14 protein-coding genes are annotated in these 15,683 nt (G+C 65.8%); 2 read left to right on the top strand and 12 right to left on the bottom strand.

Translation table 11 applies throughout. The features are described 5' to 3' along the window. Window positions 1-227 precede the first annotated feature (227 nt). The 6 genes from KW845_RS13985 to KW845_RS13960 form a co-directional block, all read right to left on the bottom strand. Entirely contained in the window at window positions 228-1,196 is a 969-nt protein-coding gene (locus KW845_RS13985; protein ID WP_218369816.1) for a tripartite tricarboxylate transporter substrate binding protein, read from the bottom strand. Between the two features lie 19 nt (window positions 1,197-1,215). After that, the gene (locus KW845_RS13980; protein WP_218369815.1) at window positions 1,216-2,046 is read right to left on the bottom strand and encodes an aspartate/glutamate racemase family protein; all 831 of its coding nucleotides are present in this window, start codon (window positions 2,044-2,046) and stop codon (window positions 1,216-1,218) included. Continuing rightward, window positions 2,043-3,470: an MmgE/PrpD family protein gene (locus KW845_RS13975; RefSeq protein WP_218369814.1), complete on the bottom strand. Its 1,428-nt coding sequence runs from the start codon at window positions 3,468-3,470 to the stop codon at window positions 2,043-2,045. The genes KW845_RS13980 and KW845_RS13975 overlap by 4 nt, the downstream gene beginning before the upstream one ends. 14 nt (window positions 3,471-3,484) lie before the next feature. After that, window positions 3,485-4,852, bottom strand: coding sequence for an FAD-dependent oxidoreductase (locus tag KW845_RS13970; protein ID WP_218369813.1), 1,368 nt, complete (start codon window positions 4,850-4,852; stop codon window positions 3,485-3,487). Window positions 4,853-4,954: 102 nt separating this feature from the next. Beyond that, a complete protein-coding gene (locus KW845_RS13965) occupies window positions 4,955-5,926 on the bottom strand; it encodes a tripartite tricarboxylate transporter substrate binding protein (protein WP_218369812.1) in 972 nt (323 codons plus the stop codon). A 30-nt stretch (window positions 5,927-5,956) separates the two neighbouring features. Next, window positions 5,957-6,646, bottom strand: a complete 690-nt coding sequence (locus tag KW845_RS13960) for a GntR family transcriptional regulator (protein WP_218369811.1) — start codon at window positions 6,644-6,646, stop codon at window positions 5,957-5,959. A 169-nt stretch (window positions 6,647-6,815) separates the two neighbouring features. On the opposite strand from KW845_RS13960, the gene KW845_RS13955 reads away from it, so the two are divergent. Beyond that, entirely contained in the window at window positions 6,816-7,508 is a 693-nt protein-coding gene (locus KW845_RS13955) for a GntR family transcriptional regulator (RefSeq protein ID WP_218369810.1), read from the top strand. 19 nt (window positions 7,509-7,527) lie between these two features. Continuing rightward, window positions 7,528-8,889: an MmgE/PrpD family protein gene (locus KW845_RS13950; RefSeq protein ID WP_218369809.1), complete on the top strand. Its 1,362-nt coding sequence runs from the start codon at window positions 7,528-7,530 to the stop codon at window positions 8,887-8,889. Window positions 8,890-8,929: 40 nt separating this feature from the next. Here the strand turns inward: KW845_RS13950 and KW845_RS13945 are convergent, their stop codons facing one another. The 6 genes from KW845_RS13945 to KW845_RS13920 form a co-directional block, all read right to left on the bottom strand. Further along, window positions 8,930-9,925: a tripartite tricarboxylate transporter substrate binding protein gene (locus KW845_RS13945; protein WP_218369808.1), complete on the bottom strand. Its 996-nt coding sequence runs from the start codon at window positions 9,923-9,925 to the stop codon at window positions 8,930-8,932. 73 nt (window positions 9,926-9,998) lie between these two features. Further along, entirely contained in the window at window positions 9,999-11,375 is a 1,377-nt protein-coding gene (locus KW845_RS13940) for an MmgE/PrpD family protein (RefSeq protein WP_218369807.1), read from the bottom strand. Further along, window positions 11,372-12,757 carry an FAD-binding protein gene (locus tag KW845_RS13935; RefSeq protein WP_218369806.1) on the bottom strand — a complete coding sequence of 462 codons (1,386 nt, stop codon included), beginning with the start codon at window positions 12,755-12,757 and terminating at the stop codon, window positions 11,372-11,374. Before KW845_RS13935 ends, KW845_RS13940 begins: the two co-directional genes overlap by 4 nt. An 18-nt stretch (window positions 12,758-12,775) precedes the next feature. Continuing rightward, window positions 12,776-13,738: a Bug family tripartite tricarboxylate transporter substrate binding protein gene (locus tag KW845_RS13930; protein WP_370628226.1), complete on the bottom strand. Its 963-nt coding sequence runs from the start codon at window positions 13,736-13,738 to the stop codon at window positions 12,776-12,778. 203 nt (window positions 13,739-13,941) lie between these two features. Next, the gene (locus KW845_RS13925; RefSeq protein WP_218369804.1) at window positions 13,942-14,931 is read right to left on the bottom strand and encodes a GTP-binding protein; all 990 of its coding nucleotides are present in this window, start codon (window positions 14,929-14,931) and stop codon (window positions 13,942-13,944) included. 10 nt (window positions 14,932-14,941) lie between these two features. Next, window positions 14,942-15,661, bottom strand: a complete 720-nt coding sequence (locus KW845_RS13920) for an isochorismatase family protein (RefSeq protein ID WP_218369803.1) — start codon at window positions 15,659-15,661, stop codon at window positions 14,942-14,944. Between the last annotated feature and the right edge of the window lie 22 nt (window positions 15,662-15,683).

The raw sequence follows: 15,683 nt of genomic DNA, 5'->3' as shown, positions 1-15,683 counted from the left end.
CAGCGCCATGATAGTTTGTTTTTCGGACCCAATGAACTGTTGGAGAGGTCTTTCCATCGGCGAGCTTTCAAGACTTCCTCGCCATTGACCAGCCAGTGTCGAAATAGCTTTTCTCCCGGCTTCGAGTCACTTGAACATGCGCCAACACGCTTCATATGCGTGAGAAAGCGGCCCCGAGCTTGCAGAATATCGTCTTGGGTCGTGAGGGCGTCAGTACGGATCTCTGCTTAGTCCAGCGTGGCGCCCGACTGCTTGACGATGCCGGCCCATTTTTCGTTTTCCTGGCCGATGAAGGCGGCGAACTCCTTGGGCGCCATGATCATGGGATCCGACCCGATCTCGACGAGCTTGGCCCGCAGATCGGGGTTTTCCAGCACTTGGCGCACCGCCGCGGCGATCTTCTGCACGATGTCGTCGGGCATGCCGGCCGGTCCCAGAATGCCGTACCAGATCGACACGTCATAGCCCGGCACGCCGGCCTGCGCGATGGTGGGCACGCCCGGGAACAGGGGCGACGCCTTGGTGCCCGATACCCCCAGCGGACGCACTTTCCCGGCCTTGGCGAATTCGACGTGGCTGGGAATATTGTCGATCATCATGTCGATCCGGCCGCCGATCAGGTCGGTCACGGCCGGCGCGGATCCCTTGTAGGGAACGTGGGTCAGCTGGATACCGGTCAGCGACTCCAGCATGACGCCGGCCAGGTGGCTGGAGCTGCCAACGCCGGACGATCCGTAGGTGTACTTGCCGGGGCTGGCCTTGGCGAGCGCTATCAGTTCTTGCACCGATTTGGCGGGCACATCCGGATTCACCACCAGCACATTGGCCGACTCGCCCACCGGCGCAATGGGCGTGAAGTCGTCGGTGCTGTAGCGCAGGTTCTTGTACAGGTGGGGGTTGATGACCAGCGCACCCGTCGTGGTGAAGAACAGCGTGTAGCCGTCCGGCTTGGCATTGGCCACCGCCTGGGCGCCGATCGATCCGGCCGCGCCGGCGCGGTTCTCGACCACAGTGTTCACGCCCAGGATGGGACTGATGGCGCCCGCGATCAGGCGCGCGGTGGCGTCGGTGCCACCGCCGGAAGGAAAAGGCACGATCAGCGTGATCGGTTTCTCGGGATAGGCAGCATGGGCCGCGGTGCCGACGACCAGCGCCAGGCTCGCGAACAGCCGCAAGAAGGTCTTGAATATGAACATGTGGAATTCCCCTTTTTTGTCAGTCGATATTGGGTAGTTGGGTCAACAAATCCGCCGCGATCTCGTCGCGCTTCTGGAACCGGCGAGCGTGCTCGACGACGCCCGAGGGGGGACGCGCGTGCTGGTAACCTCGCCGCGTCACGCCTATCCCCAGCGATTTAAGATCGGCCATCGCTTCGGCCATCTTCAGGTTGGCGCTCAGGCCGTCTATGATCGGCGCCTCGTCGATGCGGGTCAGGCCCGCGCGTACGATGGCTTCGCTTAGATACAGCTGGCCCGGGATGATGGCTTCGGCCCCGTCTTCGATGGCCCGGCGCGCCGCCCGCGTGAAGGCGCTCACGATCTTCTCGCCTTCCGTCAGCCCGCGGCTGACCTGCTCGAAGTCGGCATCCACCACGACCGTGGGCAGCGCGCGCGAGGCCAGCCCCAGGCGCTGGATGCGCAAATCCATCATCTGGTCGAAACCCTTCTCGAAAACCAGCACCGCGAAACGGGTCGACAGGCAGCAGGCGAAATGCATCGCCGACTCGCCATAGCCCACCACGGGAATGTCCACCAGGGCGCGAGCCTGCTCCAGCCCTGGATCCTGGACGGAACCGATGGCGAACACGTCGTAGCCCTCGGCCTCGGCGCGCAGCGCGTTGTCCAGGATGAATTGCTCGGTCATGGCGGCCATGTAGGGATACTTGAGCACCTCCGAAGGCGCGTTGCTGCCGTAGATCCCGGCAGGCATGCCCACGAAGTCCACCTCGACGCCGGGGCGCGAGATAGCCGCGGCGCGGGCCTGCATGCCAGAGAAATAGGCCGGCGTGCGACCCATTTCGATCAGGCTTTGGAACAGTATTTTCATGATGCCTCCGTGAGTGCCCGCGCCTGCATGGCCCGCACCGTCTCCGGCCAGGGGCGGCCCAAAAGCGGGCTGTGTCCCTCGATCACCCGTGCGGCCACTTCGGCCAGCCCCGGGAAAGTTTCGCTCGTCAATTGCCGTATCTTGTCCATGAGCTCGTCGGGTGCGAAGGGCCGGTCAGCGCCGCCACGGGCCGACAGGCATTCGCCGGCCAGCGACGAGCCGTCCGTGAACCGGATTTCCACCCGCGCCGGACGATCGTTGGGCGCGGGTGGAATGGGTTCCGGCCAGGGCGCCATGGTCACGCGCTCGCGCAATGCCTGCATGGCCGAGTCGGCGACCGTGCCGCTGTGGAAGGCAGTGGCTCCCCCCTGCCCGGCGAGCAACGCCGCCGCGATGGCATGCGCCATCGAGAACTTGGCCGACAGCGTGTTGTGCGGCCGGGCGTTTTGCAACGGCAGGGCCAGCTCGTGGGTCAGCACATGGATACCGGCCACGTTGTCCACGCCCTTTTCCCATACCATCACGCGGATATCCAGGGCCGCCTCGACAGCAGCGTGCAGGTGCTGGCAGCAGGCGTACATCTTGGTATAGCCCCGCGTCACTGCCCAGGACTCGCCCAGGCCCTCCGTCAGGGCCTCGGGCCGGAAGCCGCCGCGCAGCACGGTGCAGTAGACATCGTAAATGCCGCCAGGCGAGCCGGCGATGCCGGCGGCCGCCCAATCGACCACGTTCATGCCCGAGCGCGCGCCTGCCGCCGCCCACACGTTGCGCACCAGGGCCCCAAGGGCCAGGTGATTGCGCGGCGCGGGCGTGATCAATGTGACGGCGGCGCTCGCCGCGTCCATCAACTGCGATGCCGTCAGGCGGCGGTGCAGGGACACGGCCATCGCCGCGCCCAGGGCGGCGAAACGGCCATGCGATTGCATCACGGCGGGCTGCTGCGGGAAGGCCTGTGCCACCCGCGTGATGAGCTCATAGGCGACCGCCAGCGTCGCGATCATCGTGTCCATCGACGTGCCATCCGCTTCGGCGCTGGCCAGCAGGGCCGGCAATACGTACAGGCCGGCATGGCATGGCGTGGTGCGGTAGCCTTCGTCCAGCTCCAGCCAGTTGGCGGAAACGGCGTTCACCACGGCCGCCGTCTCTGGATCGGCCTTCGTACCGGGCTGGCAGAACACGGTGGATACGCTGCCGCGGCTCGACTGCATCAGCACGGGATACAGGCGCTGGAATTCCGGCTCGTGCCAGGCGCCGGCCATGGCGGAGATGTCGTCGAAGAGGATTTGCCTGGCCCGCCGCCTGGCGTCGGCCGGGATCTCGTCCGGCCGCACGGCGACGGCCCAGGAAAACAGTCGCTGCAGTCCCTGCTCGCAGGCCAGGCGGTCCTGGTCGGTGTGCGGCGATGCGGTGCGGAGTGATGACATGCGAGGCTCCAACGTTAAGCAGCGAGCAGCGAGGCGGCAGCATGATCGCCCGCGATGAGTCCCAGGCCGTAGGCGCTGAGCAAGCCGTTGCCGGACAGGTACCCCTCGGGACGATCGCCCGACAGGCCTGCCGCCGAGCCGCCTCCGGCATAGAGGTTCGGGATCACCGAGCCGTCGGGGCGCCGCACGCGCGCGTGAATATCCACCACCAGGCCGCCCTGGGTATGCACCATGGCGCCGGTGATGACGGCGCCATGGAACGGGCCTACGGCAGGCACGGGCAGCCGGGCGCGCCCGAAGGGATCGGGCAAGTCCCCGCGGCACTGGGCAAAACTGTGCGCTACGGAAGACCGGGGCAGCTTGAACAGGGCGGCCAATTCTTCCAATGTAGGTGCCGACTTGATGGCGCCGGAGGACACGGTGTCCTTCCAATGGTCCAGCCGTGCCACGACATCGACCATGCGCTGGTCGAAGATCGCCACCGCGGTCTGGCCAGGCTGCGCCAGCACCACGCGGGCGAATTCGGAATAGCCTTGGTCTTCGCGGGCAAAGCGTTCGCCCTGGCGGTTCATGATCACGGCCCCCAGCTGGGGGATTTCCGGCACCAGGCGCGTGCCATAGCCGGCGCACACCAGGCCATGCGCCTGGTAGCCGCTCATGTGGGCGACGGCCGCGCCCAGGTCCATGCCCCAGCGGATGGCGTCGCCAGTGTTGCCCTGCACGCCGATCGAATCCACGCCACGCATGTCGGGGATGTAGCGCGCGATCATCTCTTGATTCGACCCGAAGCCGTCGCACGCCAGGATCGCGCGCCTGGCGCCCAGGCGCTGTCCGGCGTCGGCACCCGCCAGCACGCCGACCACCGCGCCAGCGTCGTCGACGATAAGCCCGGCGCCGGGCGTGCGGTCGGCATAGGTCACGTTATCCATTTGGCCGAGGGCGCTCCTGAGCGCCTGGATAAGCGGCGCCCCCGTGCGGCCGGGGCCGTTGTGCAGCCTCAGCGCCGAAAATCCATAGCGGCCCGTGTCCGTGTTGAGCTCCATGGCCACGCCCAGTTCTTCTTCGAACACCCGGATCAGTTCCGCCGAGCGTTCGCAGAGGGCACGCACGATATCAGGGTCGGCCTGGTTGCCGCTCTTGCGCAGGATGTCGCCGATCATTTGTTCGACCGAGTCCGACACGCCCGCGCGGTGCTGGTGCCCGGTGGGCGCGGCCGGGACCGAGCCGCTGGCGATCTCGGCGTTGCAGCCATGGCGGGAGTCCTTTTCCAGCAGGATCACATCCAGGCCCTGGCGACCGGCCCGGTATGCCGCCATCAGGCCGCATGCCCCGCCCCCCACCACGACGATGTCGGCTTGGTAATCAAACGCCTCGGCCTTCATGGTTCCTCGCTATGGCAATGCCACGAAAAATCCGCAGTGGCCAGGCGGCGGGCATGTCCGGATGCCATGCATCCGGCAGCCCCGTCGGGCATCTTTGCCGAATTACGGCGCGATCTTGATATTGGCCTGCTTGATGACGTCGCGCAGGCGCTCGTAATCGGTCTTCACGAACTCGGCGAACTGCCGGGCGTTCATGTCGGATGCCGGGTCCATGCCCTGCTTGACGAAACGATCGCTCAGATCGCCGGCCAGCGCCTGATTCACGGCTGCGTTCACCTTATCGATGACATCCTGGGGCGTGCCCTTGGCAGCGAAAATGCCGTACCAGGTGCCCGACGCATAGTCAGCAATGCCCAGCTCCTTGACCGTGGGCACGTCTGGCAGCGCGGCCGAGCGCTTGTCGCCGGTGACGGCCAGGATCTTGACGCGGTCGGACTCGATATGCGGCGCGGCATAGGCGATGTCGGCAAAGGCGAAGTCCACTTCTCCGCCCAGCACGGCGTTCATGGCCGGCCCCATCCCCTTGTAGGCGACCGGCAGGAACTTGATGCCGGTGGCGGCACTGAGCATTTCGCCCGCCAGGTGCGGCGCCCCCGCGACGCCCGAGGTTCCGTAGGTAATGGTGCCGGGCTTCTCGCGGGCCAAGTCCAGCAATTCCTTCAGCGACGAAACCTGGGTCGAGCGATGGGCCAGGATAGCGTAGGGTGTCTTGACCACCAATGCTACAGGCACGAAGGCCTGCTGGGGATCGATGCGCAAGTCATAGAGGTGCGGCGCGGCGACCATGGGGCCGGCTGCCGCGAAAAGCAGGGTATAGCCGTCGGGCGCCGCATTGGCGACGGCCTGGTTGGCGACGACACCATTGGCGCCTGGCTTGTTCTCGACGATGATGGTCTGGCCGAGGATCTTTTCCAGCACGGGGGCGAGCGGACGGGCCACGGAATCGCTGCCGCCGCCGGGCGCGAACTGCTGGACGAGGCGGATGGGCCTGTCCGGATAGGCCTGCGCAGCACCTCCGAAGGCCAATAGCGCCGTGCCCAGAAGGACCACTATTTTTTTGAGTACGGGGTGCATTGTTCGATCTCCTGCGAAAGGGAATTTCGCCTAAGAAACCTGGTTCTCGAGGGCAGCCGGCAGGCTTTGCAGCATGGCCATCCTGGCGATAGCCAGGTAATGCAGCATGGTCTGGGATGCTTTTTCCGCGTCGCCGGACTTCATGTCCTGGCAGATCTTTTCCATCGACTCCAGCACGACGATCTGCCGCTTGCGGTCGCCCAGGCTGAGAATCTGCAGCGAACGTACCAGACCGGCGTAGAGCTCCACCGCGGCGACCAGCCGCCGGTTCTGCACCAGGGCCAGCCAGGCGGCGCGGAAATCGTAGTTGGCGGAAATGAAACCTTCGTCGTCGCCGTCTCGCACGGCCCGCTTGGCGTGTTCGGTCGCTTCCTGCACACGCTTGATGCGCGAGGGTTGCTGCTCGACCGCGGCCGCCGCCATGCGCACGGCGTCCGTTTCGAGCAGGACGCGCAGGTGATAGATCTCTTCGATGTCCTCTTCAGTGAGCAAGGGCACGGCAAAACTGCGCCCCCGGTTTTCCAGGAAGCCCTCGCCGGCCAGGCGGGTGAGTGCTTCCCGGACTGGCGTGCGCGACACGCCCAGGCGCGCAGCCAGGATGCTTTCGCGCAAGGTCTCGCCCCATCGCACATTGCCCGACCAGAGATAGGACCGCAGTTGGCGGTAGACCCGCTCGCCGAGCAGGTCGATGCGTTGAATTTTTTCCAGGAAATCGTTCATGGTCCGGCATTCCACTGTGTACGGTACCCAATATACTAGATCCTGAATACGGTATACATTATTTGAAGGCAAGCTCTAAGATTGACACTTTTAGCGGCCAAACCCCTGTTCGGGGGCTAAACCCAGCAAAAGAGTTGACACTTTTCGGTGATCCTTCTACTGTTTCGGGATGACCGAAAAGTCCATTACCGCCATCGATAAAGACGGCATCGACGCCCCCCTCACCGATGTGGTCTACCGGCGCATGCTGGACGGCATTTACGCAGGCGGCCTGGTTCCCGGCAGCGTCATCAACGAAGTCGAGCTGGCTCGCGAATTCGGCGTCAGCCGGGGGCCAGTCCGCGAAGCCGTGCGCCGCCTGCAAGGCATCCAGATCGTGACGCGCGAGCCCTACATGAAGGCACGCGTGGTCAGCATGACAGCCGAGTCGGCGCTGGAATTGTTCCAGATACGCATGGGCCTGGAAGGCGTGGCCTGTTTCCTGGCAACGCAGCGCATGAGCGATGACGCGATCGAGCAGTTGCTGCGCGACATGGACGCGCATTACGAAAGCTGGACACGCCACGGCCACGCGCCCGGCGGCAGCGAACGCCGTTTCGACCTGCACGAGCGCATCGTCAAGGCCAGCGGCAACAAGCGCATCATCGCAGCCTTGTGCGAAGACCTTTATCACCTGCTGCGCATCTACCGGCGGCATTCGGGCTCGGTACTCGAGCGCAAGGACGACGCCTACGACGAGCACTGGCAGATCGTGCGCGCCATCCGCAGCCGGGACGCCAGGCTGGCCGAATCACTGATGCGCTCGCACATCGAACGCGCGGCCAACCACGTGGCCAGCCAGCTCAGCACGCTTGCCCACTGACCCCTTTTTGGAACACTCCATGCCTTCGAGCTTCGCCTCCGGATTGGCGGAAGTCTGCCAGTTCGCGTCATCGCTTACCTGGGATGCCGTGCCGGCCCCCATCCGCCAGCGTGCGATGGACGTACTTTGCGACGACCTGTCGGCCATGGCGGCCGGCGCGCGCGAGCCCGAGCTCGAGCGCTACGCCCGGATGCTGACGGCGCGTGCCGGCGCGCAAGAGTCGATACTGATCAGCCCGGCGCTGCCGCGGGCCGGGCGCATGGAAGCCGCGTCCTGGAATGCGCTGGCCGGCAACTGGTGCGAGCTCGACGAAGGATTCCGGCTGGCTATCTGCCATGCCGGCATCTATACCCTGCCCGCGCTGCTGGCCGAAGCCACGGCGACGCGCGCCAGCCTGCGCCAGGTACTCAGGGCGCTTACCGGGGCCTACGAACTGGTGACGCGCTGCGCCATGAGTTTTCATGCGATGCCCCCGCCCGTGCACGGCCACGCGCTATGGAGCGCCGTCGGCGCCGCCGCGGCAGTATCGCTGTTGCGCGGGCACGATGCCGCCACGCTATTGCGCGCCGTATCCGGTGCCATCACGACCGCCAGCATGGGGCCGCGATCCCACCTGATGTCGGGCATATTGATACGCAACGGCTGGGCGGCAGCCGGCGCGGTCAATGGCATACAGTGCGCCGATTGGGCCGAATGCGGATTCGGCGGCAGCGCCGAGAGCATGGAAGACGTCTGCACCGGCATCGTCAAGGCAACCCTGCGCGACGGGGAAATCACCCGCGAACTGGGCACCCGCTGGTCGCTGTCGTATGGCTACCAGAAACTGTTCTCGTGCTGCCAGCATGGCCACTCGGCGGTGCAGGCCTGCCTGGAACTCCAGGCCACGCAGGCCATCCCGGTGGCGAGGATCCGCGCGATCCGTCTTGCAACGCACCCGCTGGCCCTGACGCTGAATACCGTGCACCCGCAAACGACCCTGGGAGCACGTTTTTCCATGCCGCACATGATGGCGGCGGCGCTGGCGCGAGGCACGGGCGGCGCGCGCGCCTTCAGCCAATGCAGCCTGTCGGATCCGGACATTGCCGCGCTGCGCGAGAAAGTGCGCATGCGGCTGGCCGACGACCCGATGCAAGCGCCCCACGACAGGCCTGCCTGGGTGGAAATCGAATGCGATGACGGGCAGGTATTACGGGCCGAATGCCTGAGTGCGGTGGGCAGCCCCGACAACCCCGTCACGCGCGAACAGTTCGGCGACAAGCTTGCCGACCTGGCGGCCGATACGCTGCCGCAGCTGCCCATGGCCATCGAGCCTGCCGCGTGGCAGGCGGCGTTGGACCAGGAAACCGGCCAATGGCTGACGGAATTGGCACGCGCCCGCTGAACCCCCGCGGCGCGCGCAAGGCGCCTGGCCAGGCCAGGCGCTAGTTCAGCTTGATGTCCGCCTCTTTGATCACGCGGGCCCACTTTTCGGTATCGCTGCGGATAAGCGCCTGGAATTGCGCGCGCGTGGTGGGCGTGAAATACGCGGCCATCAAGTCCAGCTTTTCTTGCACCGGAGCAGTCTGCATGACCTGGTTGATGGCGCCATTCAGGCGCTCCAGCACGGCGTCGGGTGTGCCGGCCGGTGCGAACACGCCGAACCAGGTGGTGGCCTCGAACCCCGGCAGGCCGGTTTGCGCAATGGTCGGCACATCGGGCAATTGGGGGCTGCGGATGTCGCTGGTCACGCCCAGTGCCTTGAGCTCGCCGCGCTGGATATGCGGCATTGCCGAAGGCAGGTTGTCGAACATCAGTTGCAACCTGCCGGCCAGCAGGTCGATCATGGCCGGCCCGCTGCCCTGATAGGGCACGTGCGTGATGTGCGTACCCGCCATCGAATTGAACAGTTCACCCGCCAGGTGAGTCGTGCCGCCGTTGCCGGACGATCCGTAGTTGGTGGCGTCAGGGTGCTGGCTGGCATACTCGACCAGGTCGGTCACCGAGTTGACAGGCAGCGCGGCCGGCACCACCAGCACGTTCATCGACTGGCTTACCAGGCCCGCCGGCACGAGGTCTTTTTCGGCATCGTACGGCATGTTATTGAACAGCGACGGATTGATGCTGATATTGCCCGCGGCGCCAAACAGCAGGGTATATCCATCGGGCACCGCCTTCGCCACCAGGTTCGAGCCGATATTGCCGCCGGCTCCCGGCTTGTTCTCGACCACCACGCTCTGCTTGAGTACGCCCGCAAGCTCATGGGCCACCAGCCTGCCCAGCGTATCGGTAGCGCCTCCGGGCGCGAACGGCACGATCATGCGTATGGGCCGGGCAGGCCATGCCTCGGCCGCCGCGGCCGGGCCGGCGGCCAGGGAGCCGACGGCCATGATGCTGACTGTGGCCGCATGGCGCAGGGTGGTCAGGAAATTTTTTCTCATAGCGTTCTCGAGTGACACATTGGTTGTCCGGAACGCCACCCGGCGTTCCGTCGCGTGGGTACGGGCACGGCAATCAATACAGTTCGCGCAGCGGCCATGCGTCCAGGCGACGCAGCGACTGGATCAGGGCCTGCGGCCGCCCGGCGGGAAACACCAGGCTGAATGCCTCGTCTGCCTTGCTATCCAGCGCGGCATCGGACAGCGGAAGATCGGCCGAGCCCAGCGGATCGGATACCCATTCCGACAATTCGTCGCCCGATCGCAGGCGCAGCGTGACGCGCGCCGGCCCATATGCCGGATACAGGCGGTCGCATTCTTGCGTCTGTGCCACGCTGACGCACGCGGCCAGGGCATTGATGTCCGGCCGCGCGCGCGCGGCATCCGAGAACCCTGCCAGAACGACTTCGCCATCCAGGCAGGCCAGCGCCATCACCCATGGGAAGGAAAGCTGGGCGATCTCGAGCGTGTGCCAGGGCAGGCGGGCATGAGGCATCGCGGCGCCGTAGGTCTCGACCTCGATTGCCGCGATGTCGCCAGGCTGCCAGGCCGATCGTTGCTTGAGCGCGATGACGGCGTCGATTGCCGGATGAATATGGCGGCAGCACGGATAGGGCTTCAGATACGATCGGGCCACCGCCGGCAAGGCGCGTTCGCGCGCGCGGCTGCCGTCCCAATCCTGGATGCCGGCGAAGGCCTGCAGAATACCCGCACGGCCTTCGATGACACCCGCCGGCCCCTGGGCCGCGCCCTGCCGGGCCATCAGCGCGGCGCGCAACCCTTCGCGCGCCGCGTGGCCCGGATGGAATTTCTTGACGTTGCCGCCTCCGGCCAGATAGGCGAACAAGCCCCCGGACGCGCTGGCGGCAATGCCCATCGCGCTTTCGATGCCTGCGCTGTCCAGGCCGAGCAGCGTCGCGCAGGCGGCCGCGGTTCCCACCACGCCGGCGACGGGGGTCGTCTGGAACCCGCGCTGGCTGGCATGCGGGTGCAGGGCCTCGGCAATACTGACCGCCACTTCATAGCCAGCCACCACCGCCGCCAGGAACTCCAGATAATCGGCATCGCGCTGCCACGCCAGCGCAAGCGTGGCCGGCACCACGGTGGTGGCCGGGTGGATGGACCCTTCGCGGTTGCCATCGTCCATTTCCAGGGCATGGCAGGCCACCGCCATCAATCCCGCGGCCTCCAGGACCGTCCAACGCCCGGGGCCGCCGAATAGCGGCACATCGCCCGGCTGCGCGTTGATGCTGCGCTCGAGTTCGAGGCCAGCCCGTACCAGCGGCTGGCGCATCCCTGCCGCGCAGGCGGCGAGCGCATCCAGCACATGCCGCGCGCTTTCGCGCAAGACGGGTTCCGGCGGCCGCGTGGCAGCCAGGGCGCCGCACCAATCGGCCAGCGCCCGCGTGGGTGTGGAACACGCCATGAGCGTGCCTTCGAAAAATGGCGTCATGATTCGACCTCGGTAAGCTCGGCCGCGATTGCCTGGCCGATGCGGTAACCCAATCCCAATGCCGACAGCAGGCCATTGCCCGACATGTAGCCAAGGCTGCCCTGGTTGCCGCTGATGCCGCAGGCAGCTCCGCCTCCGGCCCACAGGCCCGCGATCGCCGTGCCCTGCGCGGTCAGCACGCGGCCATCGGCATCCACGCACAGGCCACCCTGGGTGTGGAAAATTGCCGGGCTGATGCGCGTGGCGGTCAACTGCGGGCCCAGTGCGCCCAAACCCCAGTGCGTGCGCCCGAAGGTGTCCTGGCTATCGCCGCGGGCATGTTTGCGCACAGCCTCCAGCGTGGCTTCCAGGCCCGCCGCGTCGATGCCCGTGCGTGCGCAGAGTTGCGGCAAGGCCTCGGCGAGCACGCCGCCGTGCGCGACCAGTTCGGCGTATTCTTCCTGCCCGGCCGCCGTGATGTCGCGCACCTGGGTATCGGCAATTACCCAGAACGGCCCGCCGCGCTGCAACTCCAGGGCGGCAAAAGCCGAGTAGCCCATGCTTTCGTCGCCAAAGCGCTGCCCCGAGCGGTCGACGATGATGCCGCCCTTCTCTATCACCGTCCATGTCACCAGCGAACCGTGCGGATCGGCCAGGCTCGCGTGGCCCTGGTACGCCTTCATGTTGGCCAGCGCCGCGCCGAGCGATTCGCCCCACACGATGGCCTCGCCTTCGCTACCGGTGCCCCCGCCATACGGCGCGGCGGCGACTTCCGGCACGAAACGCTGCAGCAAGGATTTGTTGGCGGCGTAGCCGTTGCTGGCCAGGATCACATGGCGCGCGCCGATGCGCGTGACCCGCCCGTCGGGGGTCGCGCACAGTACGCCCTGGAGCCGGCCTGCGTCGGATGCCAACCCGGTGACGGCGTTGCTCCACGCCACCGGGATGTCGCGGCGTTCGCACTCGCGCAGCAGGTCGTCCACCAGGTCGGCCCCGCGGCGCGACGGCGGCGAATGCAGCCGGTGCACCCGGTGGCCGATATGCTTGTACGAGTCCACCAGCGTGAGCCTGACGTGGGCATGATCGACCAGCCATTCGACCAAGCTGGCCGAGGTCTCGGTCAGCACCCGTGTCAAATGCATGGCTTCATGCTCTCCGGCAATGGTCAGCAGGTCTTCCTGGAACATCTGCGGCGTGTCGTGCACGCCGGCCTCTTTCTGGAAGCGAGTGCCCGCGGCGGGAATCGAGCCGCTGGACAGCACGGTGTTGCCGCAGGCGCGATCGGCCTTGTCCAGGACGGCGATGCTGGCATGCGGGTTCAGGTCGTGGATGGCGATCGCGGCCGCCAGGCCGCACCCGCCGGCGCCCACGATAACGGCATCGAATTCAGTATCGAATGACATGGCGATGTAATGGACTTGCTACTGCACGGTCGCGCCGGAGATCTTCACGGCCTCGGCCCAGGACGCGCGTTCGCGGTCGAGTTCGGCCTCGAAATCGCCCAGCGTGACCGGCATCGGCGTCAAGCCGAGGGTCTTCATTTTCTCGACGACATCGGGCGCGCCCATGGCCGTCTTGATATCGGCCGCGATTTTCTGCACGATGGGCGCCGGCGTGCCCTTGGGCACGAAAATGCCCGACCACGGCGCGGCGGCGAAACCCGGAAAGCCCTGTCCGGCGATGGTGGGATAGCCGTTTCCGCTGTAGTCCTTGTCGGTAGTCAGCGCGATGAGCTTGAGCTTGCCCGCCTTGACATGCGCCTCGGCCGACGGGAAACCGGTAATGCCGACCGGAACGAACCCGGCGATGATGTCGTTGATCAGCGGACTGGCGCCCTTGTACTGCACGGCCTCCATCGGGAACTTGCCTTGCTCGCGCAAGAGTTCCATCGTCAAGTGCGACGCCGTGCCGTTGCCATCGGTGCCGTAGACCTGGAACTTCGGATCTTTCTTGGCCAGCGCGATCAATTCCTGCAGGTTGTTCGCAGGAATGTCCGGATTCGCGATGATGGCATTCGGATAGATCACGACTTTCGAGACGGCCTCGAAATCGTTTTTCGGATCGTAGGACAGCTTGGGATACAGCGAGCCGGCGATCCCGTGCGAGCCCGTGACACCGAGCAAGAGCGTGTAGCCGTCAGGCGCGGCCTTGGCCGCGAAACCGGCACCGATCGTGCCGCCGGCACCGGCGCGGTTTTCGATCACCACGGTCTGCTTCCATGCCTTGCCCAGCGCCTCGCCCAGCACGCGCGCCGTGACATCGGTAGGGCCGCCGGGGGCGAAGGGCACGATCAGCGTCACCGGGCGATCGGGCCAGGCGGATGGTGCGGCCACGGCGCGCTGGGTGGGCAAGGCCGCCAGCGCGGTCAGTGCCACGGCCGCCATTGCGATCTGCCTGCGCGTCGTGAAACGCGCGGGGCGCGTCCGGGATTGGGGGGTTGCTTGAGTCATGATGGTTCCTTCAATGTTGACAGATTTGGCAGATAATCGGCCGCTACGCAAAAAATGCGAACAAAATCCGGCGCTTCAGGCAGGAATCTACCTTAATTCACAATAAGTGTTAACAGATTGAGCCCTAGTGTTAATACCTACGCGGTGTCATCCTGGCCAGGCTGCGCCAGGTACTGCACCGCCTGCATGACGTCGGCGCGATCGAGATCGCGCACGATGAAGACGAGCTTGCCCACGAGATGCGCCGGCGCATGGGGCAGCGGCTGCGGCGTGGAAAACACGTGGTGGACCGCGTGCACGGCCATCGTTCCCTGGCCGGAAAAAGTCAGGATGCCCTTGAGCCGCAGCAGGCGGTCGGCGAAAGTGCGCTGCACCGCATTGACGAACGCGGCCCAGGCCGGCCATCCGAGCGGATCGGGCACCTCGATCACAAAGCTGTGTATGCCGTAGGCCAGCAAGTGGTGCAATGCCGACGGTGGCCGCGTGCCCGGCGATGGCGCAAGCGGCCGCCTGTCCGCCGCGGGATCGAGCAGCACCTGCGCGAGCTCGGCGTCGGCCAGGCCGTTATCCAGTATGCGCGCGGCCGGGTTCAGCGCGGCAAGCCAGGCGGCCAGCTGCTGCGCGCCCGGATGCAGGTCGGTCTTGGTCAGCACCACCGTGTCCGACATCAGCAACTGGGTCTTGGCCTCGGCATAGGCCTGGACGTCGGCCTGGCCGAAACCCGCATCGAAGGTGCTGACAATGCTGCTGAACTGGTATTGCCGGCTGAGCGCCCCATCGCCGTAGACGGCGTTGATGATGGGCCCGGGCTCGGCCAGCCCCGATGTCTCGATCAGCACGCGGTCGAACCACGGGATCTCCCGGCGCAAGCGCCGGTAGTACAGCGAACCCAGCGTATCCTGGATGGCGCTGCTGGCCAGGCAGCACAGGCAGCCGGAATCCAGCAGTTGGATATCCCGGTCATCGGATTGGTCCACCACCAGTGCCTGGTCCAGCCCGACCTCGCCGAATTCGTTGATGATCACCGCGCATCCGGCAAAGCCGGGCTGGTGGATCAGCCGCCGCAGAAGGCTGGTCTTGCCGCTGCCCAGGAAACCTGTCAGCAAGGTGATGGGAATGGCGCTCATTGCCCGCTGCTCAACCCTCGCCGCGCACCGGCAGGGCCTTCAGGTAGTCGGCCACTTCTGCGCTGGGGATCACGTCGGCGTATTTGCAGTTCAGGTCGAACAGGCTCATGGCATGGCTGGACTGGAACCGATCGAACGACGCCTCTTCAGGAATGATGACCTTGAAGTTGTAGGAATAGGCATCGACCGTGGTCGCGCGCAGGCAGCCCGACGAAGTGCAGCCGACCAGGATCAGCGTATCGACGTCGAAGAAATTGAGATGGCTCATGAAGATCGTGCCGAAAAAGCACGACGGCTTCTGCTTGACGATGCGTATGTCCTGCGGACGCGGCGCGAGTTCTTCGACAGTCTGGGTGGCATGGGTATCGGCCAGCACCGTCTTTTCGGTGCCGCGATGGTTCTTGCCCACTTGCACGCCGCTGTCGAGCAGGTCGTTGCGGCGGCCGCTCTCGGTATAGAACACCGGCAGGTTCTTCTCGCGCGCCAGCTCGAGCAGCGGAACGATATGCTTGACGGCATCCCATGCCTCGGCGCCGCAGTGAGTGCGATACGTCTTCAGGCCTTCCAGGATGTCTTGCGGCGTATCGCCGCAGAAGTTGTACTGCACGTCGATGATGAACAAGGCGGGGCGTTTGCCGAAGCCGCCCCGCTTGCCGTAGCCGGCCGCCTTGAATACGGCCTTGTCCCGCTCGGTCAGGAACGCGTCCCAGATGCGCGTGGTTTCCGACATGATGATGTTCTCCTGTGGGTGC

It is taken from the genome of Bordetella sp. BOR01, assembly GCF_019218885.1.
In the GTDB taxonomy this organism is placed as follows: Bacteria; Pseudomonadota; Gammaproteobacteria; order Burkholderiales; family Burkholderiaceae_B; genus Bordetella_A.
Note: the sequence above shows the minus strand (reverse complement) of the source record. Positions and strands in the feature narration are given on the sequence as shown.

Excerpts from the sequence above, each read along its gene's own strand:
- KW845_RS13985 (WP_218369816.1), bottom strand. The coding sequence starts at position 1,196 with ATGTTCATATTCAAGACCTTCTTGCGGCTGTTCGCGAGCCTGGCGCTG.
- KW845_RS13980 (WP_218369815.1), bottom strand. The coding sequence starts at position 2,046 with ATGAAAATACTGTTCCAAAGCCTGATCGAAATGGGTCGCACGCCGGCC.
- KW845_RS13975 (WP_218369814.1), bottom strand. The coding sequence starts at position 3,470 with ATGTCATCACTCCGCACCGCATCGCCGCACACCGACCAGGACCGCCTG.
- KW845_RS13970 (WP_218369813.1), bottom strand. The coding sequence starts at position 4,852 with ATGAAGGCCGAGGCGTTTGATTACCAAGCCGACATCGTCGTGGTGGGG.
- KW845_RS13965 (WP_218369812.1), bottom strand. The coding sequence starts at position 5,926 with ATGCACCCCGTACTCAAAAAAATAGTGGTCCTTCTGGGCACGGCGCTA.
- KW845_RS13960 (WP_218369811.1), bottom strand. The coding sequence starts at position 6,646 with ATGAACGATTTCCTGGAAAAAATTCAACGCATCGACCTGCTCGGCGAG.
- KW845_RS13955 (WP_218369810.1), top strand. The coding sequence starts at position 6,816 with ATGACCGAAAAGTCCATTACCGCCATCGATAAAGACGGCATCGACGCC.
- KW845_RS13950 (WP_218369809.1), top strand. The coding sequence starts at position 7,528 with ATGCCTTCGAGCTTCGCCTCCGGATTGGCGGAAGTCTGCCAGTTCGCG.
- KW845_RS13945 (WP_218369808.1), bottom strand. The coding sequence starts at position 9,925 with ATGAGAAAAAATTTCCTGACCACCCTGCGCCATGCGGCCACAGTCAGC.
- KW845_RS13940 (WP_218369807.1), bottom strand. The coding sequence starts at position 11,375 with ATGACGCCATTTTTCGAAGGCACGCTCATGGCGTGTTCCACACCCACG.
- KW845_RS13935 (WP_218369806.1), bottom strand. The coding sequence starts at position 12,757 with ATGTCATTCGATACTGAATTCGATGCCGTTATCGTGGGCGCCGGCGGG.
- KW845_RS13930 (WP_370628226.1), bottom strand. The coding sequence starts at position 13,738 with ATGGCGGCCGTGGCACTGACCGCGCTGGCGGCCTTGCCCACCCAGCGC.
- KW845_RS13925 (WP_218369804.1), bottom strand. The coding sequence starts at position 14,931 with ATGAGCGCCATTCCCATCACCTTGCTGACAGGTTTCCTGGGCAGCGGC.
- KW845_RS13920 (WP_218369803.1), bottom strand. The coding sequence starts at position 15,661 with ATGTCGGAAACCACGCGCATCTGGGACGCGTTCCTGACCGAGCGGGAC.